The following is a 22,564-nucleotide window of genomic DNA, read 5'->3' on the forward strand; positions in this document are numbered from 1 at the left end:
ATTACTTCCCCCACAATATATAAATTACATATAACTTATATACTATAATACTTTGTATTTTTTGTCTTGCAGTTTTTGTTATTTATTTTATAATTTTATTGATTTAGTAGCAATGTATGTATTTATATATTTATCTAATAAATCTCCTCCTGAATTATCCTCATAAAATCCACTGATTAAAAATCCTGAATCTATTTGCCCACCAATCTGACTTTGAAGCGAATGCCCGAATTCTAAAGTATCATTTATATCTAATCTTTCTTTCAATTGATCTTTTGGTAATTGTTCTATATCAGAATATGGAATGTGATTTTTAATAATTAATTTATTATTTTTCTCCCATTCATATAAATCAAAAATATATATAATAGGGTTGGTAAATCCAGATATTAATATCCCACCTTTTTTCAGTACTCTATAACATTCTTTCCAAACAGCTTTAATATCATCAATAAAGCAATTAGATACTGGATGGAATATAAAGTCAAAAGTTTCATCTTCAAACCTTGATAAATCTCTCATATCGCCTTTTTCTAAATGTATATGTAAATTATCTCTTTCAGATACCATCTTATCCTTTAATAATTGCTCTTTACTATTATCAAAAACTGTTACATTTGCTCCTAAAGCAGCAAATATTGGACCTTGCTGACCTCCACCAGATGCAAGACATAATACATTTTTCTCTTTTAAGTTTGAAGTCCACTCTCTCGGAACTGCTTTAGTTGGAGTTAGTAGTAATGTATATTCTCCATTTTTTGCATTTTCTACTTCATCTGAGGTTACTGGTATTGTCCATTTATTTTTATTTCTCACCTCATTATCCCAAGCAATACTATTATGCTTTAATATATCCATTTTATCATCCCCCTTTATAAATATATACTTAATTATTTATTATAAATAGTATCACAGTAGATGCTAAAAAACATTACAGTCATCCCTTCTCTTGGCTCATCTATTGTTTATACTTATGTATTCCATCTTTAGAAACATATAACATCTTGTATTAATCGTTTTCTTTTCTTAATAAATTTGTAATAATTATAATTTTATGTTATAAATTCTTAATTATTTAGGCTGTATTTTGTAAATTTACACTATAAATGTGTATGATATAATAGTTTTTAAAGGGGTGAATCAAATGAATAAAAATATACTAATCGTTGATGATGATAAAGAAATAGTAGATGCTATTGAATTTTATCTAAAGCCAGAGGGATTTAATACCTTTAAAGCTTATGATGGTCTTGAAGCTATTGAAACTTTGATAGAAAATAAAATAGACCTAATAATAATGGATGTTATGATGCCCAATATGGATGGTCTAAAAACAACTTTAACAATTAGGGAAAATAACAATATTCCTATAATACTTTTATCCGCTAAAAATCAAGATATAGATAAAATTTTAGGTCTTAACATGGGAGCTGATGACTATATCACTAAGCCATTTAATCCATTAGAGCTTATAGCTCGTGTCAAATCTCAACTAAGAAGATTTATAAACTTAAATACTATGCAAAATAACAACTCTATAGTTGATAGTAATACCATCTTAACTAGCGGTGGACTTTATTTAAATAAAGATAGCAAGCAAGTTACTCTAGATGGAGAAGAAGTGAAAGTTACTCCTATTGAGTTTAAAATATTAGAACTTTTACTTTCAAATAAAGGTGTTGTATTTTCATCTAAGGATATATATGAAAAAGTTTGGGAAGATATTGCTTATAACTGTGAAAAAACTGTTGCTGTACATATAAGAAGGATTAGAGAAAAAATAGAGATAAACTCTAAAGATCCTAAATATTTAAAGGTGGTGTGGGGAATTGGATACAAAATTGAAAACATTAATTACTAATAACCATAGATTAAAATCATTTGCTAATAATTCTAAGTTAAAGCTCATATCATTAACTTTACTTTTTTTAAGCGTATCAATATGTTTTGAAGCTTGCTTTAATTTATTATTTAGCTTTGGTAATTTATATAAAATGTCACCTATAGCTAAGTATATATTCTTTGGTCCTGTTGAGAGATTACCTAATTTTGATATTATATATACTGTAAAAGCTCTTGCTTTTACTACTTTCATTTTGTCTATTATATTCTTTATAATTTATAGATTAAATAAAGATACTGACAATAATTTTTTAAATAATATTTTTAAACTATTATCAAGATTTTCAATAGATAGTATTGTCTTATTTATAATTTCATCAGTTTTAATTAGATATATATTTTGGAGCAACACTGGTTCGTTTTATGATAATTTTTTAATTATATTTGATTTTATAATTCTATGTTCTCTTTATTTTACTTATAATAACCTTAAACTTTATAATGAAAACTTAAAAGATAGAATTATTATTTTAAAATTTATTAAAAATACATTAAGTAAACATGAGAAAAAATCTTTTAATAAAAAATTAAAATTAGTTTTTGTATCAGGTATAATTATTCAATTTTTATTATATTTTATATTTTTTGCAGGATGGTCCGATTTTGCTGGAGGTTTAGTTCTTGCAATAGTTTTCTCTCTATTTAACATTATATGTTATTCATATATATACTATTTTTTAAATAAAAAAACCGATTATATAAACTATTTATCTACTAATATTAAAAATATTGAATCTGGAAATTTAGAGTATAAATTAGATATAATTGGAAATGATGAAATAACTTCTATTGCAAGTAGCATAAATAATTTAACAGATGGCCTTGAAAATGCATTAGAAGAAAAACTTAAAAGTGAAAAAATGAAAACAGAACTTATAACAAATGTAAGCCATGATTTAAAAACTCCACTAACTTCTATTGTAAGTTATATTGATATACTTAAAAACAATGAACTTGATTTAAAAACTACAAAAGACTATATAAATATATTAGACAGAAAGGCTACAAGACTTAAGACTTTGGTTGAAGATATATTTGAAGCCTCTAAAATAAATAGTGGTGATATAGAGCTTTCTATAGAAAAAACGGATGTTAAAGAACTTCTTATACAAAGTATTGTAGAGCTTGAAGATAAAATAGAAAAATCAAAACTTGATTTTATAATAAACACTCCTGATGACTCTGTTTTTGCTAATATAGATGGTAAAAAAACTTTTAGGATATTTGAGAATCTTATAAATAATATAACTAAATACTCTCTTTGCGGTACTAGAGTTTATATTGATTTAAATATTATTGATGATAATATAATTATTACTATGAAAAACATATCTAATCACAAGTTAAATATAAGCTCAAATGAACTTTTAGAGAGATTTGTTAGAGGAGATATATCTCGTAATACTGATGGAAGTGGACTTGGACTTTCAATATCTAAAAATTTAGTTGATCTTCAAAATGGTACTTTAGATTTAAATATCGATGGTGATTTATTTAAAGTTGTTGTAACGTTTAAATCCATAAACTTATAATTGTTATTTAAAATTTTTTATACTCTATTTTATATAAAAAGGAAATTAAATATAAAATAATTCTGATTTTTTAATTGCTTTTTATTTTATTGTATCCTACACTTAACTTGAAAATATTTTGAGATAATTGGTATTTATGGGGGATTAGAATATGAAAAAATTAGCCGTAACAGACCGTTCTTTATGTAAAAATTGCTTGTCATGTGAATTAGCTTGTTCTCAAGCTTTTTACAAAACTTATGGAGACTCCACAACTTGTATTAAAATTGACACAAAGAAAGATAATTCTATACTTGTAAAAGTTTGTAATCAATGTGGCTTATGTGCAAAAAAATGTCCTACGGGAGCTATAACTCAAAATGCTAAAGGTGTCTACATGATAAATAAAAAATTATGCACTGGGTGTCTTACTTGTGTTGATATCTGTCCAAAAAATGTAATGGCAAAAGTTGAAGAAAGACCTGTTCCAAGCAAATGTATTTCTTGTGGAATTTGCGTTGATGCCTGCCCTATGGGTATCCTTGAAATTCAAGAAGCATAATCTTAACAGTACCTACATAATCATTAAAATCAAAATGGCATGAGTATTTAATATACTCACGCCATTTAATCTATTCTATAACTATTCAGATTTTTTATATTCACCATATAATTTACCACACTTAAGCATTATAATAAATATACTTAGCATTAAAATACCTTTTAATATACTACTTAAACTAATACTCCACCATACGCCATCTAGTCCAAGTATTTGTGGTTTCGATAAAAAATAGGCTGCTGGTACTCTTGCACCTGTTAAAACTGTTATTATTAATGCTGGTATAAATGTTTTTCCAAGTCCTTTAAATGCTCCTGTTGTTATTATTTCTAAGCACATAAATAACTGAGAATATCCTAATATCTTAAGATATATAGTCCCTTCTCTTATAGCATCTGGCTCTTGTATAAATGCACTAAATATATATTTCCCAAAGAATACTAATATTAGTGTATTAATGATACCGAGTATTAAAGCTATTATTAAAGTTATTTTGCAACCTTTATTTATTCTATCATATTTTTTAGCTCCATAATTTTGGCCTACAAAACTTCCAAGTGCTACTGCAAGTCCTTCTGCTGTCATCCACGTGATAGATTCAATTTGAGACCCTACCTTTTGAACTGCTATTGCTACTGGTCCAAATGCAGCAACAACTACTCCTATTAACATAGAAAATACAGTAAACATACCACTTTGTATAGCAACAGGAAGCCCTAATTTACATAGTACACTATAATAATTTAATTCTATATCTTTAAATAATTTCACTTTGAAATATTCATTTTTATTTTTTATGATTATAATTAAAAATGATGTAGCCACAACTATTTGTGCAATAACTGTAGCTATTGCAGCACCTACTACTCCAAGCTTTGGAAACCCACCAAGTCCAAGTATTAATACGGGGTCTAATATAATATTTGTAACCAGCCCTATAGTATTAATCTTAAAAGGAGTTTTACTATTTCCAAGACCATTAAATATTGCTGTAAATACTGGATTTATAAAATAAAATACCATTCCTAGTGCAACTATTACTAAATACTGTCTAGACATATTAATAACTTGTGCATCACCCAATCTAAAGAAACCTATTAATTGTCTATTAAATAAAACTAAAAATATAGTATATAATACCGATAAAATAATATTTATTTCTATAGCTGCTTTTATAAATGATTTTGTTGATTTTATATCACCTTCACCTATACTTTGTGCTACTTTTACTTCTCCGCCTATTTTAGATATAGTTATAAATGCCATAGCAAGCCATGGGAAAAATCCAGCTGTACCAACAGCAGCCACTGCACTACTTCCAGCTTTGCCAACCCATATCATATCAGTTAAGTTATAAGCCATTTGTATAAATGATGTTCCCATTATTGGAAGTGCTAATTTAATTAACTTACTTGCAATTTTTCCTTGTGTTAAATCAATTCTGCCTTTCATATTATCTCCTTATTCAGTTTTTAATAGTTTTATATGTTTTGCTAATAAGTTTTAATTATACCCTAAAAATTCTATATTAAATATAGAAATATATAAAAGTACCTTGTAACAATTACAAGGTACTTTTATATTAATATAATCTAGCTTTATTAACTAATTTATTATAAACATTTAGCATATGTTTTTCATCCGTACAACTTTCTATATCCGATATATTAATCCACTTAACACCACTATTTTCATCCTCTTTGACAAATAATTTTTCACTTTCATCTGCTTCCAGTACATAGGCTATTGATAAGTGTAAATGAGATGCAACATATTTTCCTCTTTTAATATGAGCAATTACAGGTAGTATATCTATACAGCATATATTATTAGTTACTGGTACTACATTCTTAATGCCAGTTTCCTCTTTTGCTTCTTTTACAGCAACATGCAATAAATCACAATCACCATCAGCATGACCACCAGTCCATCCCCAAGAATTATAGATATTATGGTGAATCATAAGTACTTTATCTCTATTTTTATTTACAATAAATCCAGAGCTAGTAATATGTGCTACTTCATTTTCTCTAGTTAATATATCATCATTTTCTTTTATACATTTTAATATTATTTCTTTATCTTTTTTTTCTTGTTCATCAACAGGAACATATCTCTCTATTTCCTCAATCCAATTCATTCTACACCCCTTATTATTTTGAGTTTTTCATATATTGTATTGCCTTTAATGTACCCATCTTAGAATGGTCAAATGTAAGTCCACCTTGGAAGTATACATTATATGGAGGTCTTATTGGAGCATCTGCACTTAATTCTATAGAAGAGCCTTGAATAAATGCACCTGCAGCCATTATAACTTCATCATCATAACCTGGCATTGCCCATGGCTCTGGCTTAACATATGAATCAACAGGAGCCGCTGCTTGTATTCCTTGACAAAAAGCTATAACTTCTTTAGCATCTTTAAGTCTTACTATTTGTATGATGTCACTTCTAACATCATCATACTTTGGAAGAACATCATATCCCATTTTTTCAAATGCTCTTGCACAGAATATTGCACCCATTACAGCTTGAGATACAACATATGGAGCCATGAAAAATCCTTGAAGTACACTTCTACTAGTTCCAAATGTTAATCCACATTCTTTACCTATTCCAGGAGAAGTTAATCTATATGATATAAGTTCAACTAAGTCAGCTCTACCTGCTATATATCCACCAGTTAAAGCAAGGCCACCACCTGGATTTTTGATTAATGAACCAGCCATTATGTCTGCTCCAACATCAGTTGGTTCTTTAGTTTCTATAAATTCTCCATAACAGTTATCAACCATAACTATAAGATCTTTATTTATAGATTTTACAGTATCTATTACTTCTTTTATATCTGCTATTGTAAGTGATTTTCTCCAAGAGTATCCTTTAGATCTTTGAATCATAACAAGTTTTGTTTTATCATTTATCTTTTCTTTTATTCCTTCTAAGTCAACATTTCCATCTTCTAAGAAATCTACTTGATTATATGTAACTCCAAATTCTTTTAAAGAACCTTTTTCTTCTCTTATTCCTATAACACCTTCTAATGTATCGTATGGTTTTCCAGTTACTGAAAGTATTTCATCACCAGGTCTTACTATACCTTGTAAGCAAAGTGTAAGAGCATGAGTACCGTTAACTATTATCGGTCTAACTAAAGCATCTTCTGCACCAAAAACTTCAGAATATATTTCTTCTATTTTTTCACGTCCAATATCATTATATCCATATCCTGTAGTCCAGTTAAAGTGATTATCACTTAGGTGAGCCTTTTGCATAGCTTTCAATACCTTATACTGATTGTATTCTCTTACTTTTTTTATTTCTTCAAATCTATCTTTAATGTCATCCATAACACCTTCAGATAATTCAAATATTTCATCATCTAATTGATAAAACCCTTTTAATAACTCTTTTGTTTCGTTTAGCATATTTTTCACCTGTCTCTTTTAATTTTAACATTAAAATTTTATCACACTAAATAATTTAGTTCAAGCTATCTGACATTTACTAGAATTTTGAATATATTTTTACTAAATATATAAATATAAAAATGGCTACTATAATTTTTTATAGTAGCCATTTTTATATTTATAAACTTATATACTATATATTTACCACAATTTTTTTGACTACATCCTTAGGCATTAGTTTCCATATATACTTTGATAATGAAAAATCTATCATACTATGTATTATAGTTCCTATTCCAACTAGTCCTAGTATTGAAACAATAAATCCCTTATCATAATAACCTTGAGATAAAGAAGACCCTAAATAAAATGGTATTACTATTAACACTTCCCCTATTGCATGTATTAAAGAAACCGTAAAAGAGTAAATTAACGATGATTTACCTTCCTCAATTATATCTTTATGTTTTTTTAAATATATTGATCCTGCTATAACAAATACTAAATGACTTAATGCTCTTAACACAACCGTAATTGGAAATCCTCCCAATAAAAAACCTATAGTACTGCCAACTGTAACAAATATTGCTGTCCCCGGCGAAATAAACATAGCTAAAAAAATCGGAACATGGCTAGCTAATGTAAATGATGCAGGCTCTAATATTATTTTAATTGGTGAAAACATAGGTATTATAATTGCAATAGAACATAAAATTGCTGAAATAACAACAGCTTGAGTGTTTACTTTTTTATTCATACTTTTATCCCCCTTATTTAAACTGTATATACATCTGTAATTACATTTTAAATAAAAAGAATGTTCTTGTCAATATTATAATAAATATCCTTTTGATTCTAAGCTTTTTATAATTTCATTAAATGATACTTCATCCCTACATTTTATTGTATGTAAATGTATACCATCAGTTAAATCCGCTAAAGGGTTTACTATGTCAGATTTAAGTTTTTGAATAAATTCTTTTACATCACGTCTAGATGATAAATATAAATCTCCAGTTATTTGACCATATAGACAATGTTCAACCATTACATTTACTACAGTTGCACCTTCATCAACTATTGAGTTAAGTTCATCTTCAATGTACTCCTTGCTGTGTTTGCAAGCTATAGTTTTTAATATATAACCTTCACTTTCTTTCTTATCATTTAATATATATCCTTTTGATGTCGATATAATATCTTCACCTGCAGCTTTAAGGATTGCAACATCCCCTACTATAACTTGTCTACTTACATTTAATTCACTTGCTAAACTTGTACCACTAACTGCTTGTTTAGAATTTTTTAATATTTTTAATATATTTTCTCTTCTACTTAAAACGCTCATTTAACATTTCTCCTTAATTTAAATACTATAAATCTATTATAACATTTGCTCGTAAAATTAAAATAAGACTACTATTTAAATTTAGCAGTCTTATTTTAATTTATATATTAAATTATCTATGGTTATTGTTATTATTTCCTTGTTGATTATTATTTTGTAAGTTTATATATTTTCCAGGTAATATAGTAGAAACAGCATGTTTATATATCATGTTTTGTTGTCTGTTATCCCCTTCTAACATTATTATATAACTATCAAATCCTTTGACAATCCCCTTTACTTGTACCCCATTCATTAAATATATAGTTACAGGTATTTTTTCTTTTCTCGCATTATTTAAAAATAAATCCTGTAAATTTAAAGCTACATTTTTCATTAGATATCCTCCCGAAATTTAAATTAATATATTTTTTATTTTTTACTATTTCTCTATTCTTATATTCTATACATATTATACCATATTTTCAATATGCTTGATTATATCATCTTTAAGTACTTTGCTATCAGTATAGCTATCTAAGTCAAACCATTTTGCATTTTCGTATCTTCTAAACCAAGTTAATTGTCGCTTGGCATATCTTCTTGAATCTCTTTTTATTATTTCAATAGCTTCATCAAGTTCATATTCGCCTTCTAAGTATTTGATTATTTCTTTATAACCTATGCCCTGCATAGATATCATATCTTTAGTATATCCCATACTAATTAATCTTTTTACTTCTTCAATAAGCCCTGACTCCATCATAATATCTACTCTTTTATTTATTCTTTGATATAGATGCTCTCTATCTCTATTTAATACTATTATTATAGGCTCGTATCTATCATTAAACTTTAAATCATTAGAAAAATCATTCATTTTTTTACCACTTAATGCCACTTCTAAAGCTCTTATTACTCGCTTTGTATTATTTTTGTGTATTCTATTTGCACTATCAAAATCAAGTTCTCTTAATTTATTGTGCATATAATCGATACCATTTTCTTCAAGCTCTATTCTTAATCTCTCTCTAAGTTCATTATCAGCATCAGATTTTGCAAAATCCATATTATATATTAAAGAGTTTAAATAAAGTCCAGTACCTCCAGTTACCAGTACTTTCTTTCCTTTTTCATTTATTTCTTTAATATATTTATTTGCTCTATCTTGAAACTCTGAAACCGAAAATGTAAAATCTGGAGTAATTTCATCTATTAAGTAATGCTTAACTCCACCCATTTCTTCTTCCGTTACTTTTGCACTACCTATGTCCATATACTTATATATTTGCATAGAGTCTGCTGATATAATCTCGGCATCTAGTTCTTTTGATAAATTTATTGATAAATCAGTTTTACCAACAGCCGTTGGGCCTGTAAGTATTATAATTGGTGTCTTTTTCATAATGTTCCTTTCCTAACTACATAATTCTTTTAAACATTTTTTCTATTTCAGTTTTAGAAATTTCTACTATAATAGGTCTACCATGTGGACAAGTAAAGGGATTTTTACATTCTTTCATTTGTTCAAATAAAGATTTTATCTCTAAAGTATTTATTTTATCATTAGCCTTTATCGCTGACCTACATGCCATCGATGCAAATCTTTCACCTTTAAGCTCATAGTTATTTTTTATTTCATCTATATTATCTATTATTTGTAATATGAATTTTTCGGATTCAGGAACACCAAATATAGTTGGCACACATCTTATCATTATATGATTATTACCAAATATATCTATTTCAAAACCAAAGTTCTTAAATAATTCTAGGTTTTCTTCAGCTTTTAACATATCAACATTCGAAAGCTCTACTACTATAGGATTAAGTAACAATTGCATATTTATATCTGATTTATAAAACTTATTCATATACCTTTCATATAAAACTCTTTCATGTGCAGCATGTTGATCTAATAAATACATAGAATTACCTTTTGATAATATTATATAAGTATCAAATATAGTTCCTATAACATTATAATCATCTAATGAAAATCTATTGTCATCTATTTTTTCTTCAAGGAAATTTTGTTGTTCATCTTCTTTTCCATCTACATTGTAAATTGAAAGATTTTCACTTATACTCTGTAATTCATTTATATTACTTTGATTGTATTCATTTATAGCTTGAGATTTATACATATTATCTATTTGATCATTAAAATCATCTTTATTTTCCTTAAAAGAATGTTCTAATGAGTATACATTAGCTTCTTTTATATTTTCATTCATATATAAATTTTTATTACTTTCTTCATTTATACTTGAGTTTTTGTTTATTATGTCATTAACAGATAAAAATGTATCTATTGGTTTTTCACTATCTATTTCTATTACTTCAATTTTTTTATGTTCTTTTTCAAATGGTTCTATTTTTCTTTCAGCTAAATTGTTAATAGGTCTTGGTTGAATTTTATTTTTATCATAAACTTCATATTTTCCTATTAGGCTAGAACTTAATAATTTACTTCTTAAATAGTCTCTAAGTTCTATATATAATTCTTGTTCATTTTCAAATTTTATTTCAAGTTTTGTTGGATGTATATTAACATCTATACTCGCTGGATTTATCTGCATATTTAAAAAGCATACTGCATGCTTATTTATAGGAATAATAGATTTATAAGCTTCACTTATTGCATCTAATATTACCTTACTTTTTACAAATCTTTTATTTATATAAATATGTTGTAAATTTTTATTAGATCTATAAACATTATTATTTCCTACAAATCCGCTTATTTTAAAATATTTGCAATCATAATTTACTTCAATTAAATTTTCACATACATCTTTTCCATAGATACTTCTTATAACGCTGGTTAGCTTACCGTCTCCTGGAGTATTTAACATTGGTTTATTATTATTAACATACTTAAATTGAACACTTGGGTTTCCTATAGCTAACTTATTAATTAAATCACTTATATTTATAGTTTCTGCATGAGTTGATTTTAAAAACTTTTGTCTTACAGGTGTATTATAAAATATATCTTTAATGATTATAGTAGTACCATTATTTGCTCCAGCTGGTTCTTTAGATATTATTTTTCCACCTTCTACATAAACCTTAGTACCAACTGGCTCATCTTTAGTCTTTGTAATCATATCTAATTTTGAAACTGCTGATATAGATGCTAATGCTTCTCCTCTAAAACCTAGAGAATATAAGTCATATAAATCATCAATTTTGCTTATTTTACTAGTGGCATGTCTTAAAAATGATTTATCAACTTCACTAGAAGCTATTCCACTACCATTATCTATAATCTTTATGAATTTTTTACCTCCATCAGCTATATCTATAACTACCTTAGATGCACCTGCATCTATGCAGTTCTCAATCAGTTCTTTAACAACCGAAGAAGGCCTTTCTACAACTTCTCCTGCCGCTATTTTATTTATAGTTAAATCATCTAATATATTAATTCTATTCATATACACACCTCCTCTAAAATATAATTCTTTATCGCTACGATTATGGCGAATCTTTTAAGCAACGGATGTATCTGAAGCGAAAGCAAAGATACATCGTTGGCGCTATGAGCGTAGCGAATTTTTCGCTTTCTTTTGAAGATTATAAAGTGCATTCATAGCATCAAGTGGAGTCATATTTAATATATCTAAATTTAATATTTCATCATTTAAATTGCTATCATTTATAGTATCGAAAGAAATTTGAGTAAGTGCAACTTCAGCTACAGCATTATTTGATTCTTCTTTTATCTTTTTATACTCATTATTTATTTTATCTAACTCTTTTTTAGTTTTTTCGCTTTCTTTAATTAAAATTTGATAATCATTTTTTATAGACTCATTTTCAAATTTTTCTTTAGTTACTTTTGTTAATTGTTCTTCTAAAGCTTGCTTATCTTGTCCTAATCTTTCTAATTCAATTTCTAGGCTTCTTATTTTGTCCGTAGTTTCATATACAATATTCTCTTTTACTTGTAAATCAACTAAACTATCTGAGTTTATAGCTATATTATTATATACATGATTTTTCTCTAAATCTTTTAGTATATCTTTTGCTCTATCTATAACTTTATCTGGAAGTTTTGCAAGCTTTGCAACGTATATTCCATAACTTTTGTCTGCACCTTGAGGTATTATTTTTCTTAAGAATATTATTCCGTCATTATCTTCTTTAACCGCTATAGAATAATTTTTAACATCTTCAAATTCATTTTCTAGATCCGTTAATTCATGGTAATGTGTTGCAAACAAAGTCTTACACTTTATATTATTTTGAATGTACTCAACTATTGACCACGCTAAACTTATACCATCATAAGTACTAGTTCCACGACCTATTTCATCAAGTATAACTAAACTTTTTTCTGTAGCATTTTTAAGGATTAATGATACTTCGCTCATCTCAACCATAAATGTAGATTGTCCTTGACTTAAGTCATCACTAGCTCCAACTCTAGTAAATATCCTATCTAGTATTGGAATATTTGCATATTCAGCTGGAACAAATGAACCAATATGTGCCATTAAAGCTATTATAGCAGTTTGTCTCATATATGTAGATTTACCTGCCATATTGGGACCTGTTATTATATTTATAATATTTTCGCCACTATTTAAATAAGTGTCATTTGCTACAAAGTTTTCTTCTCCAACAATACGTTCAACAACCGGATGTCTTCCATCTTTTATATCTAACTTATTTTCTTCATTTATATTAGGTTTTACATAATTATTAATATAGGCAACAGTCGCTAAAGATACAAATACATCTATATTTGCAATAGTCTTTGCAACCTTTTGTATCCTATCTATATTTTTATATATTTCATTTCTTATATTTACAAATATCTCATACTCAAGTGCTTTTATTTTATCTTGTGCATTAAGTATCTTATCTTCTATTTCTTTAAGTTCTGGAGTTATAAATCTTTCTGCGTTACTTAGAGTCTGCTTTCTTATATAAGTTTCATCTATTTTAGCAGTAGTAAGCCCTACTTTTGTTATTTCTATATAATAACCAAACACTTTATTAAATCCTATTTTTAAAGATTTAACTCCTGTTTTTTCTTTTTCACGATTTTCTATTTCTTTTATTAAAAATGCACCATTTTGAGAAATATCTCTAAGTTCTTTTAATTCATCATTAAAATCTGATTTTATTATATTTCCATCTTTTATAGTTATTGAAGGTTCTTCCATTATTGCTTCATCTACTAATCTATAAATATCATTTAAATCATCTAAGTCTTTTATATATTTTTTAATTATATCTCCATTTGATGAATTTATAGTTTCTTTTAAAATTGGAAGTTTTTCTATTGAATTTCTTAAATGTATCATTTCCTTTGGAGTTACTTTTTCAAAGGCAATTTTTCCACATATTCTTTCTATATCATATACATTTTTAAGTATATCATTTAAGTCTTCCCTTAACATAAAATCATCTTTTATTTCTTCTATAACATTTAATCTTTCATCTATTTTATCTTTATTAACTAAAGGCTCTTCTACATACTTTCTCATAAGTCTACCACCCATTGCAGTAGATGTTTTATCAAGTACATGAAGTAGAGAACCTTTCTTTTTATTTCCTCTTATTGTTTGAGTAAGTTCTAAATTGTTTCTAGTAAACATATCTAATACCATATATTCACTAGAATTATATACATTTATAGAGTTTATATTAGAAGTCACCTGTTTTTGAGTATTATATATATAGTTTAAAAGTATAGATAAACTATTTTTCATAAGATTTTTATCATCAAATCTTATATTAGATAAATAGTCATCGCTAAAATATCCATTTAATATTTTTATATCTAAATAACTTTCATTAAAACTTTCATTTACATATATATTACCTAGAGTTATCATATTTTGAAGACTTGGTATAAACTCTAAATCATTTATAATGATTTCACTAGGATGAATTTTAGCTATTTCTTCAACTACTTTATCACTAGATAAATTAGTTGCATTGACTTCACCAGTACTTATATCTACATAGGTTAAACCTATATTTTCATTTTCTTTGTATATTGATAATAAATAATTATTTTTCTTATTTTCAAGTAAATTTCCTTCAAGTACAGTCCCTGGAGTTATAACTCTTATAACATCTCTTTTTACTATACCTTTAACAGTTGCTGGGTCTTCTAACTGCTCACCTATTGCAACCTTAAATCCTGCTTCTACAAGTTTTGATATATATGAATTGGCACTATGAAAAGGTACTCCACACATTGGAGCTCTTTCATCTAGACCACACGACTTTCCTGTTAGAGCTATTTCAAGTGTTTTCGAAGCTACTATTGCGTCTTCAAAGAACATCTCATAAAAGTCTCCTAATCTGAAAAATAATACACAATCTGGATATCTATCTTTAACTTCAAAGTATTGTTTCATCATAGGAGTTAGTTTATTTCTATCTATTGTCATTGTAAAACCTCCTTTATTTCTAGATAATTATTATATCATAAGTGAAAATTATTGTAATCTTATATGCACAATTTCAAATGTTATTGTACTTATAATATATATTTTCTAAAAATAAATTTAACTACATAAAACCATATTATAAATAAAACAGCTACAAATACTTCAAAGGTTATAAAATACATATATCCCTCTCCAAGAGCTGCAAGTATAGTTCCCCTTGGACCTATATTCTTTGTAAATGATACATACATATAGTCAGTCTTAAATATTGTATTAAATATTCCCATAAAAACTGCCAGTATATGTACTGCTACAAATGTTTCTATAGCCTCTTTCTTATTTGGTAAATACTTATAAACTATTGCATAATAAATAGGAACTATTGCAATTAACATATGCATACCCATAAATTGATAATATCTATAATAGATAAATGAACAAGAAACATCAGGACTAAGCACTGACCCTATTCCTCCTAATACTCCTGTAAATATAACAAAGTTAAATATTCTTTTATTTTTATTAATTAATAATAAAATACAAAGTAGTGCACTTATTGGACATAATTGAAGTGGAAGATTTGATATTTTTATACTACTTTGAGTCCATAATAAAATATAATTTGATACATAAAAAGTTAATAATAAAATAAATAATATAAATCTTACTATTTTATCAGCTTTACTACCTAAGCTCAACTTATTCCTAAAAGTAAATATTAATATTATAATAATAGCTATAAATAACATTGGAATTCCTATTTCAAGTACTGTTGTCTTATGATCAAATACAGTTACATAATTAAAGAATTCAGACATATAATCTCATCCCCCTTAAAATTTAACAGTTTATTATATATATGAGTTTTATTAAATGTTATTTTAACTTTTTATTTTGGCAAAATAAAAAAAGAGTAGGACGTTTATCATACTCTTAATCTAATCGTTTATTTTTCATTTTTATAGCCTTATAAGTAACTCTTTCTACACTTGCATTACATCTACCGCATCCCTTGCCTGCCTTAGTAATTGTTCTTATATCTTTTATAGAACTTGAGCCTTCATTAATTATTTTTTCTATGTCATCACTAGTTACATTAAAGCAACGGCACACTTGCTCATTTTTATTTGCTTTAAAATATTTTTTATATTTATCTACAAGTTTTTTTATCATAATAATCCTCTTTCAAATTTATAGTTTTGATAAAAATTATTATTATATATACCCATAAATTCATAACTATAACTTTTTATATTTATTCTTTTACCTCTTCAGAGTGTTTTTCATTATAAACTTCTAAATAACCAGTTCCTCCACCAGTAACAATATTTAAAATATCTTTCATAAGATTTAAATCTCCTTTGATTACATAGCTATTCTTATCTTTTTTAAGAACAATATTTATATTAAAATTTTTTATTTTAATATAAATTGTAATATAGCTAATCCCCATAGGTGTAGCGGATAAAATACGTAAAATAAATATTTTGAAAACTTATTATTAAGCCCTCTTTCTCCATTATAAGCTAATATAAATGGTACTGCTAATATAAGTAAAAAGTCTGAGTTAAACATTAACATATCTATTGTTTCTTTAATATTTCCATACCATACAAAATCCATCTTAAATAAGATTAATGATAAAACGGTATAACCAATAACTGTTTTTTTCATATTTCCTCTAAAGATATATGTTACTAATATAAAAGGTATTAATGCTATTCCTCCTTCTACTAATATTGTTAATGGAAGTAATAATAAAGTAACTACTATTAATCCTATCTTTTTAAATCCATTATTTTTCTTAACTAATTCTATTAAATTAAGTAATGTAAGACCTAGTGCTAAAGTCATAAAGATATTGTTATGAACTCCTACTTCTTTAGAAACTAAAACCATACTCAAAATTCTATTTCCAGCTTCCATAAATAAAGCCCACCCACAAAGTCTTAAATTATATTTAAATCTATTTCTAGTATAGAAAAATCCTTCTACCATCAAATACGCAAATATAGGTGCAACTACTCTTGATAATGGATGAATCCATGTTGGAAATACTTCTGGAAATGTAAAGTATAAGTGATCTAGTAGCATTAATACAAGCGCTATAATTTTTAGTTGAAATCCGTCTAATCTTTTCATATTCTCTCCTTATCTCTTATGATTTTATGTTTTAATTATATAATCATATTCTAAAAGAAGACATTTAATTGTATTACATTGTACTTACATTTTAGTAAGGTTAAAAAATATTTCAATAAAAAATGACCTAAATTTGGATCATTTAATTGTTTTTTCTATATATTTATATATCCCTCCAAGTAGTTTACAGTTTTTTACTGTATCTGATGTTATCCATTTACTACTTCCTATCAATGAACCCATAGATGAAGCTGGGTTTTTAACGTTTCCAACACAAGATATTCTAGTTTTATCATATCTTGAGTTACTTTCCCCCCATTTACTTTTATATTCATCCGGAATATTAGATAAAAATACATCTACCTCCTCTAGTAAAATTTTATCTACTGATTTTATTGCCTCTATTAATATTTGTTCTAGTCTTCCGCTATCTTTATTATTTGGCATAACAAAGAACTCAGTTTCTATATTTATAATGTCTACATTATTTAATGACAAAAAACCATTAATTAACTTATCTTTACTTATTTCTAAATCGTTGTTCTTTGGAAAACTAATTTTGATTAACTCTCTTATCTTATCTTCTCTAATCTTAAGGTCACCATCACAAAAAATTACTACCTTCGTGATCTCATCTAGTTCATCTAACCTAAACTTACTTATAGCATTATCTAATGCTTTAATTAATTTGGTTTCTCCGTCTGCACTTATTATACATACACTTTTATTTTCTTTTTCATAAAAACTTGGTATCTTATTATAAGATTCTAGACTATTTTTTTCACATGGAAATCTATCTATTAATAAATTATTAAAAGGTTTTATTACATTGTTAATATCTTTTATGCATCTGAACTTTAATACCCTAAGTATATTTGATATCAATGCAACATCATGAGCTCCTTCTACTATAAAAAGGTAATGATTCATTATCTTAAATCACCACCTTCTTGTATTACAATTTCATAGGCCTTATCTCCCGAAAATCTTCTTGAATATATTTGACCTTTAAATTCTTCTAATCTATATATAGCTACCTCATTTAGACTTTCATCAAATTTCTCAAGTAATACTCCTATTGCCTCTAGACTATGAGTAGTCGCTATTATTTGAGTGTTATATAATTTACTATTTTTTATTATTTCTTTAAAAATTTTGCCTATTATATCTTTATGTATTCCTGTTTCTATTTCATCTACTAATAATATTCCATTTTCAGCATCTATAACCTTAGAAGTAAGTATTATAGCCTTTTTAAATCCATCACCAAAACTGCCCATACTCATACTTAATTTATCATTAGTAGTTATATATATCTCTCTGTCAGATGTAAAATTTATATCTACTATATTATCATCAAATATTTTTAGCATATCTATTAATCTTTGTTTCTCTCCTTTTTTTATAACCCTATCTATTGCTTCTATTGAGCTATTTTCCATATATGTATCTATTGGCATCATATACCCTATATTTAAAAGTTTTAATTGCTTTTTTTGCCTTATAAAGCTCTTTTGGTTATCATTCATAATAAATTCTCTAGATTCATTATTAAACTCATACTTAAGTATAGTTCTGTCAAAATCCTTTAACTCATTTGTTTGACTATCATCATCAATACATATAAGCTGTTCTTCTTTTCCATTTATGCATAGTCTATTTAATTTATCTTTTACATATAAATTTACGTTAATTTCATTATCTAAGTCACAATTATAAAACATTTCCTTTATTTTATTATATTTAACAGTTTTTAAATTGTATTTTCTACTAACCCTTTTTATATGAGATATAAAGTCATAAGGTCTTTCAAATAGCTCTACAGCTTCAAGTACAGTAGTTTTTTTTGAGTTATTATCTCCAACTAATATATTTACTGATTTCATATTTTCTAATTTTAAATCTTTTATACCTTTAAAACTTTGTATATAAATATCTTTTATATGGTTTGGCAATATATATCCCTCCTCAAAACACTTATATAAAATTATATTCAAAGGCATAAAAATAAGACTAGTATAATATATCTAGTCTTATTTAAATATTTATAATTATTTTATTTGTAATATAAATCTTTTATTAATCTATTGGCTCATTTCTTTTGACTTTTCAACACAATCTGTTATTGCATCTATTACACAACCTCTAAATCCTTTATTTTCTAATGTTTTAACCGCCTCTATTGTAGTTCCTCCTGGAGAACATACCATATCTTTTAACTCTCCTGGATGAGTGCCTGTTTCAAGTACCATTTTTGCAGATCCCATTACCGCCTGAGCTGCAAATTTATAAGCTTGACTTCTTGGCATTCCATGAAGTACTGCCGCATCTGCCATAGCTTCTATAAACATAAATACATATGCAGGAGCTGATCCACTAACCCCTATTACGGAATCTATTAAATATTCATTTACTACTTCAGCTTTTCCAAATGAATTAAATATAGATTTAACCATTTCTAGCTCTTCATCGTCTATGTTTTTATTTGGGCATAAGGCACTCATACCTTCATTTACTAAAGCTGGAGTATTTGGCATAGTTCTTATTATTTTTTTATCATCCCCTATAACACTTTCAATAGAAGATATTGTTTTTCCTGCTGCTATGGTTACTATTATTTTCTTATTATCTATAAACTGATATACACTTTCTAAAACTATATCATATATATTAGGTTTAACTGCAACTATTATTATATCACTGTATTTAACTACTTCTTCTGATTTTGTAGTTGTATTTATATTAAATTCACTTTTAATGCTTTTTAACGTATTTTCATTTAAATCTGATGTAATTATCTTTTCAGACTTAACTAATCCTGATTTGATTATTCCACCTATCATTGCTTTTGCCATATTCCCAGAACCTATAAAACCAATCTTTTTGTTCATTTTTTAATCTCCTTTACACTTTTCATTAAAAAACTTGTTCAGTTCTATTTATTATTTCATCTTGTAATGCTCTACTTAAATTATTGAAATGATCGCTATACCCTGCCACTCTTACTATTAAATCTTTATATTCATCAGGATTTTTTTGAGCCTTTAGTAAAATATTCTTGTCAAATACATTAAATTGTATATGATGTCCATCCATGTTAAAGTATGCTCTAACTAAATTTGCCATATTATTAAGTCCATCTTCGCCTTCTACTACAGATGGAGCAAATCGTTGATTAAGCAGTGTCCCTCCTGTTTTTATATGATCCATTTTAGAGCATGATTTTATTACTGCTGTTGGTCCATTTGTGTCTGCTCCTTTTTCTGGAGATATCCCTTCTGACAGTGGTTTTTGTGAAAGTCTTCCATTTGCACTTGCTTTCATAACTTCACCAAAGTATACATGGCAAGTTGTAGGTAACATATTTATTCTATATTTAGCACCTATAGCAGACTTTCTATCTGTAACTTCTTTATAAAAAGCATTAAATACTTGTTGCATCAATTCATCTGCATAATCATCATCGTTTCCATATTTAGGTGTCTTATTAACTACTAGATTATGAATTAATTCATTGCCTTCAAAGTTATTAGAAAGTGCATTTAAAAGTTCATCCATAGTAAATTTTTCTTTGTCAAATATATTATACTTTATAGCACATAAACTATCTGTTATTGTACCTATACCAACGCCTTGAATATACTTAGTATTATATCTTGCTCCTCCATCGTTATAATCTTTTCCTTTTTTAATACAATCGTCAACTATAACACTCATAAGTGGTGCAGGCATATGCTTTGCATATATTTTTTCTATTATATTATTTCCATTTACTTTTATATCAATAAAATGGTGTAATTGGGCCTTAAACGCTTCAAATAATTCCTTATAGTTTTTGAAATTTCTTGCATCTCCAGTTTTAATTCCTACCTCTTTACCAGACATAGGGTCTATACCATTATTTAAAGTTATTTCAAGTATTTTAGGTAGATTTATATATCCTGTAAGTATATATGCTTCTTTTCCAAAACAACCAGTTTCAACACACCCACTAGTTCCTCCATGTCTAGCATCTTCTATACTTTTACCTGCTTCTATAAGTTCTTGTAGTATTGCCTCTGTATTATAAAAAGCTGGTTGACCCCATCCTTTTCTAGATACCTCGCAAGCTCTTTCTAAGAATTTTTGCGGAGTTTTTCTACTTATTTGAACATTTGAACTTGGCTGTAATAGCTTCATTTCATCCATTACATCTAGTATTATATAACTTACATCATTTACACCATCTTTTCCATCTTCTGTTATACCACCAGTATTTATATTTGCAAAATCAGTATAAGTCCCACTTTCTTTTAAAGTTATACCTACCTTAGGTGGTGCTGGCTGATTATTAAATTTTATCCATAAGCATTCTAGTATTTCTTTTGCTTTTTCTTTATTTAATGAGCCTTCTTCAATATCATTTTCATAGAAAGGGTTCAAGTGTTGATCTAATCTACCTGGACTAAAAGCATCCCATATATTTAATTCTGTTGTAACTCCAACATGAACAAACCAATACATTTGAACTGCTTGATGGAAAGTTTGTGGTTTATTAGCCGGTACTATATCACAGTTTTTTGCTATTAATAATAATTCTTTTTTCTTACTTTCATCAGTTTCTTTATATGCTAATTCTCTAGCATAATTAGCATATCTTTTTCCATAAATAATTAAAGCATCACAAGCTATATCCATAGCTTCTAATTGTGCTTTTTTATCATATGCATCTAAATCATTTATAAAATCTAACCTATCTATTTCTTCTTTAATTTCTTTTTTAAGATCTAAAAATCCTTTCTTATAAAAAGTTCCTCCACCAACCGTATGTCCTGGAGCCCTTTGTTCCATAAATTCCGTAAATATTCCACTCTCATAACAATCTAGCCATTCTTTATTCATAGAATCCATTATTTTTTTTCTTATTTGACGGTTTTCCCAATATGGTATTATTTCTTCTTCTTGTATTTTTTTAACTCCATTATCTACTTTAAAAGATATTATATCTCTTTGATCCATTATATCTAAATCGTCCAAAGTATGGCAGCATAACTCTGGATAAGTTGGCGCTCCTTGCGGACGATCTCCTTTTTCTCCTACAATAAGTTCTCCCTCATTTATACATAATGCTCTGTTTTCCATATAATGCTTGAAAGCTAAAGCTCTAAGGACTGGTGTTTCAACAGTACCTTCGTATTTTTTGTATGCCTCAGTTATAAGATGTGCTCTTTCAATAGTTATATGAGGCGTTTCATTTATACTTTGCTTTCTTAGCTTTTTAGTTCTATCAAAACTTCCTCTATCCATTT

At 26.9% G+C, this 22,564-nt stretch carries 20 protein-coding genes; 3 read left to right on the forward strand and 17 right to left on the reverse strand.

The genetic code is table 11. The annotated features are described in order from the left end of the window. Positions 1–87: 87 nt before the first annotated feature. Entirely contained in the window at positions 88–858 is a 771-nt protein-coding gene (locus JNUCC81_RS11805; RefSeq protein WP_454093655.1) for a class I SAM-dependent methyltransferase, read from the reverse strand. Between the two features lie 286 nt (positions 859–1,144). On the opposite strand from JNUCC81_RS11805, the gene JNUCC81_RS11810 reads away from it, so the two are divergent. The 3 genes from JNUCC81_RS11810 to JNUCC81_RS11820 all read left to right on the forward strand — a co-directional run bounded on the left by JNUCC81_RS11810 (position 1,145) and on the right by JNUCC81_RS11820 (position 3,975). Next, complete coding sequence (locus JNUCC81_RS11810; RefSeq protein WP_454093656.1) at positions 1,145–1,861, forward strand: response regulator transcription factor; 717 nt, start codon at positions 1,145–1,147, stop codon at positions 1,859–1,861. Continuing rightward, entirely contained in the window at positions 1,830–3,434 is a 1,605-nt protein-coding gene (locus JNUCC81_RS11815; RefSeq protein ID WP_454093657.1) for a HAMP domain-containing sensor histidine kinase, read from the forward strand. Before JNUCC81_RS11810 ends, JNUCC81_RS11815 begins: the two co-directional genes overlap by 32 nt. Positions 3,435–3,585: 151 nt before the next feature. Further along, positions 3,586–3,975: a 4Fe-4S binding protein gene (locus tag JNUCC81_RS11820; RefSeq protein WP_454093658.1), complete on the forward strand. Its 390-nt coding sequence runs from the start codon at positions 3,586–3,588 to the stop codon at positions 3,973–3,975. Positions 3,976–4,056: 81 nt separating this feature from the next. On the opposite strand, the gene JNUCC81_RS11825 is transcribed toward JNUCC81_RS11820, so the two are convergent. The 16 genes from JNUCC81_RS11825 to hypD all read right to left on the reverse strand — a co-directional run bounded on the left by JNUCC81_RS11825 (position 4,057) and on the right by hypD (position 22,562). Next, positions 4,057–5,427: an MATE family efflux transporter gene (locus JNUCC81_RS11825; RefSeq protein ID WP_454093659.1), complete on the reverse strand. Its 1,371-nt coding sequence runs from the start codon at positions 5,425–5,427 to the stop codon at positions 4,057–4,059. A 130-nt stretch (positions 5,428–5,557) separates the two neighbouring features. Beyond that, the gene (locus JNUCC81_RS11830; RefSeq protein ID WP_454093660.1) at positions 5,558–6,115 is read right to left on the reverse strand and encodes an NUDIX hydrolase; all 558 of its coding nucleotides are present in this window, start codon (positions 6,113–6,115) and stop codon (positions 5,558–5,560) included. A gap of 13 nt (positions 6,116–6,128) precedes the next feature. Beyond that, the gene (locus tag JNUCC81_RS11835) at positions 6,129–7,406 is read right to left on the reverse strand and encodes a methionine gamma-lyase family protein (protein ID WP_454093661.1); all 1,278 of its coding nucleotides are present in this window, start codon (positions 7,404–7,406) and stop codon (positions 6,129–6,131) included. Between the two features lie 175 nt (positions 7,407–7,581). Then, a complete protein-coding gene (locus JNUCC81_RS11840; protein WP_454093662.1) occupies positions 7,582–8,145 on the reverse strand; it encodes a hypothetical protein in 564 nt (187 codons plus the stop codon). A 75-nt stretch (positions 8,146–8,220) separates the two neighbouring features. Beyond that, positions 8,221–8,736 carry a 3H domain-containing protein gene (locus JNUCC81_RS11845; protein ID WP_454093663.1) on the reverse strand — a complete coding sequence of 172 codons (516 nt, stop codon included), beginning with the start codon at positions 8,734–8,736 and terminating at the stop codon, positions 8,221–8,223. A 112-nt stretch (positions 8,737–8,848) separates the two neighbouring features. Next, complete coding sequence (gene hfq, locus JNUCC81_RS11850; protein ID WP_208331367.1) at positions 8,849–9,112, reverse strand: RNA chaperone Hfq; 264 nt, start codon at positions 9,110–9,112, stop codon at positions 8,849–8,851. 75 nt (positions 9,113–9,187) lie between these two features. Then, a complete protein-coding gene (gene miaA / locus JNUCC81_RS11855) occupies positions 9,188–10,120 on the reverse strand; it encodes a tRNA (adenosine(37)-N6)-dimethylallyltransferase MiaA (protein ID WP_454093664.1) in 933 nt (310 codons plus the stop codon). A 16-nt stretch (positions 10,121–10,136) separates the two neighbouring features. Next, complete coding sequence (gene mutL / locus JNUCC81_RS11860; RefSeq protein WP_454093665.1) at positions 10,137–12,158, reverse strand: DNA mismatch repair endonuclease MutL; 2,022 nt, start codon at positions 12,156–12,158, stop codon at positions 10,137–10,139. 102 nt (positions 12,159–12,260) lie between these two features. Further along, complete coding sequence (gene mutS, locus JNUCC81_RS11865) at positions 12,261–15,134, reverse strand: DNA mismatch repair protein MutS (RefSeq protein ID WP_454093666.1); 2,874 nt, start codon at positions 15,132–15,134, stop codon at positions 12,261–12,263. Between the two features lie 89 nt (positions 15,135–15,223). After that, positions 15,224–15,952 carry a TMEM164-related integral membrane acyltransferase gene (locus JNUCC81_RS11870; protein ID WP_454093667.1) on the reverse strand — a complete coding sequence of 243 codons (729 nt, stop codon included), beginning with the start codon at positions 15,950–15,952 and terminating at the stop codon, positions 15,224–15,226. 115 nt (positions 15,953–16,067) lie between these two features. Continuing rightward, the gene (locus tag JNUCC81_RS11875) at positions 16,068–16,307 is read right to left on the reverse strand and encodes a (2Fe-2S)-binding protein (RefSeq protein ID WP_208331362.1); all 240 of its coding nucleotides are present in this window, start codon (positions 16,305–16,307) and stop codon (positions 16,068–16,070) included. A 243-nt stretch (positions 16,308–16,550) separates the two neighbouring features. Next, the gene (locus JNUCC81_RS11880) at positions 16,551–17,276 is read right to left on the reverse strand and encodes a TraX family protein (RefSeq protein WP_454093668.1); all 726 of its coding nucleotides are present in this window, start codon (positions 17,274–17,276) and stop codon (positions 16,551–16,553) included. Positions 17,277–17,414: 138 nt separating this feature from the next. Beyond that, entirely contained in the window at positions 17,415–18,206 is a 792-nt protein-coding gene (locus JNUCC81_RS11885; RefSeq protein WP_454093669.1) for a DUF3226 domain-containing protein, read from the reverse strand. Further along, complete coding sequence (locus tag JNUCC81_RS11890) at positions 18,206–19,231, reverse strand: AAA family ATPase (protein ID WP_454093670.1); 1,026 nt, start codon at positions 19,229–19,231, stop codon at positions 18,206–18,208. Before JNUCC81_RS11890 ends, JNUCC81_RS11885 begins: the two co-directional genes overlap by 1 nt. A gap of 129 nt (positions 19,232–19,360) precedes the next feature. Then, a complete protein-coding gene (gene proC / locus JNUCC81_RS11895) occupies positions 19,361–20,167 on the reverse strand; it encodes a pyrroline-5-carboxylate reductase (RefSeq protein ID WP_454093671.1) in 807 nt (268 codons plus the stop codon). Between the two features lie 25 nt (positions 20,168–20,192). After that, complete coding sequence (hypD, locus tag JNUCC81_RS11900; RefSeq protein WP_454093672.1) at positions 20,193–22,562, reverse strand: trans-4-hydroxy-L-proline dehydratase; 2,370 nt, start codon at positions 22,560–22,562, stop codon at positions 20,193–20,195. Between the last annotated feature and the right edge of the window lie 2 nt (positions 22,563–22,564).

The sequence above is a fragment of the Faecalimicrobium sp. JNUCC 81 genome (assembly GCF_053667625.1).

Excerpts from the sequence above, each read along its gene's own strand:
- JNUCC81_RS11805 (WP_454093655.1), bottom strand. The coding sequence starts at position 858 with ATGGATATATTAAAGCATAATAGTATTGCTTGGGATAATGAGGTGAGA.
- JNUCC81_RS11810 (WP_454093656.1), top strand. The coding sequence starts at position 1,145 with ATGAATAAAAATATACTAATCGTTGATGATGATAAAGAAATAGTAGAT.
- JNUCC81_RS11820 (WP_454093658.1), top strand. The coding sequence starts at position 3,586 with ATGAAAAAATTAGCCGTAACAGACCGTTCTTTATGTAAAAATTGCTTG.
- JNUCC81_RS11825 (WP_454093659.1), bottom strand. The coding sequence starts at position 5,427 with ATGAAAGGCAGAATTGATTTAACACAAGGAAAAATTGCAAGTAAGTTA.
- JNUCC81_RS11830 (WP_454093660.1), bottom strand. The coding sequence starts at position 6,115 with ATGAATTGGATTGAGGAAATAGAGAGATATGTTCCTGTTGATGAACAA.
- JNUCC81_RS11835 (WP_454093661.1), bottom strand. The coding sequence starts at position 7,406 with ATGCTAAACGAAACAAAAGAGTTATTAAAAGGGTTTTATCAATTAGAT.
- JNUCC81_RS11840 (WP_454093662.1), bottom strand. The coding sequence starts at position 8,145 with ATGAATAAAAAAGTAAACACTCAAGCTGTTGTTATTTCAGCAATTTTA.
- JNUCC81_RS11845 (WP_454093663.1), bottom strand. The coding sequence starts at position 8,736 with ATGAGCGTTTTAAGTAGAAGAGAAAATATATTAAAAATATTAAAAAAT.
- hfq (WP_208331367.1), bottom strand. The coding sequence starts at position 9,112 with ATGAAAAATGTAGCTTTAAATTTACAGGATTTATTTTTAAATAATGCG.
- miaA (WP_454093664.1), bottom strand. The coding sequence starts at position 10,120 with ATGAAAAAGACACCAATTATAATACTTACAGGCCCAACGGCTGTTGGT.
- mutL (WP_454093665.1), bottom strand. The coding sequence starts at position 12,158 with ATGAATAGAATTAATATATTAGATGATTTAACTATAAATAAAATAGCG.
- mutS (WP_454093666.1), bottom strand. The coding sequence starts at position 15,134 with ATGACAATAGATAGAAATAAACTAACTCCTATGATGAAACAATACTTT.
- JNUCC81_RS11870 (WP_454093667.1), bottom strand. The coding sequence starts at position 15,952 with ATGTCTGAATTCTTTAATTATGTAACTGTATTTGATCATAAGACAACA.
- JNUCC81_RS11875 (WP_208331362.1), bottom strand. The coding sequence starts at position 16,307 with ATGATAAAAAAACTTGTAGATAAATATAAAAAATATTTTAAAGCAAAT.
- JNUCC81_RS11880 (WP_454093668.1), bottom strand. The coding sequence starts at position 17,276 with ATGAAAAGATTAGACGGATTTCAACTAAAAATTATAGCGCTTGTATTA.
- JNUCC81_RS11885 (WP_454093669.1), bottom strand. The coding sequence starts at position 18,206 with ATGAATCATTACCTTTTTATAGTAGAAGGAGCTCATGATGTTGCATTG.
- proC (WP_454093671.1), bottom strand. The coding sequence starts at position 20,167 with ATGAACAAAAAGATTGGTTTTATAGGTTCTGGGAATATGGCAAAAGCA.
- hypD (WP_454093672.1), bottom strand. The coding sequence starts at position 22,562 with ATGGATAGAGGAAGTTTTGATAGAACTAAAAAGCTAAGAAAGCAAAGT.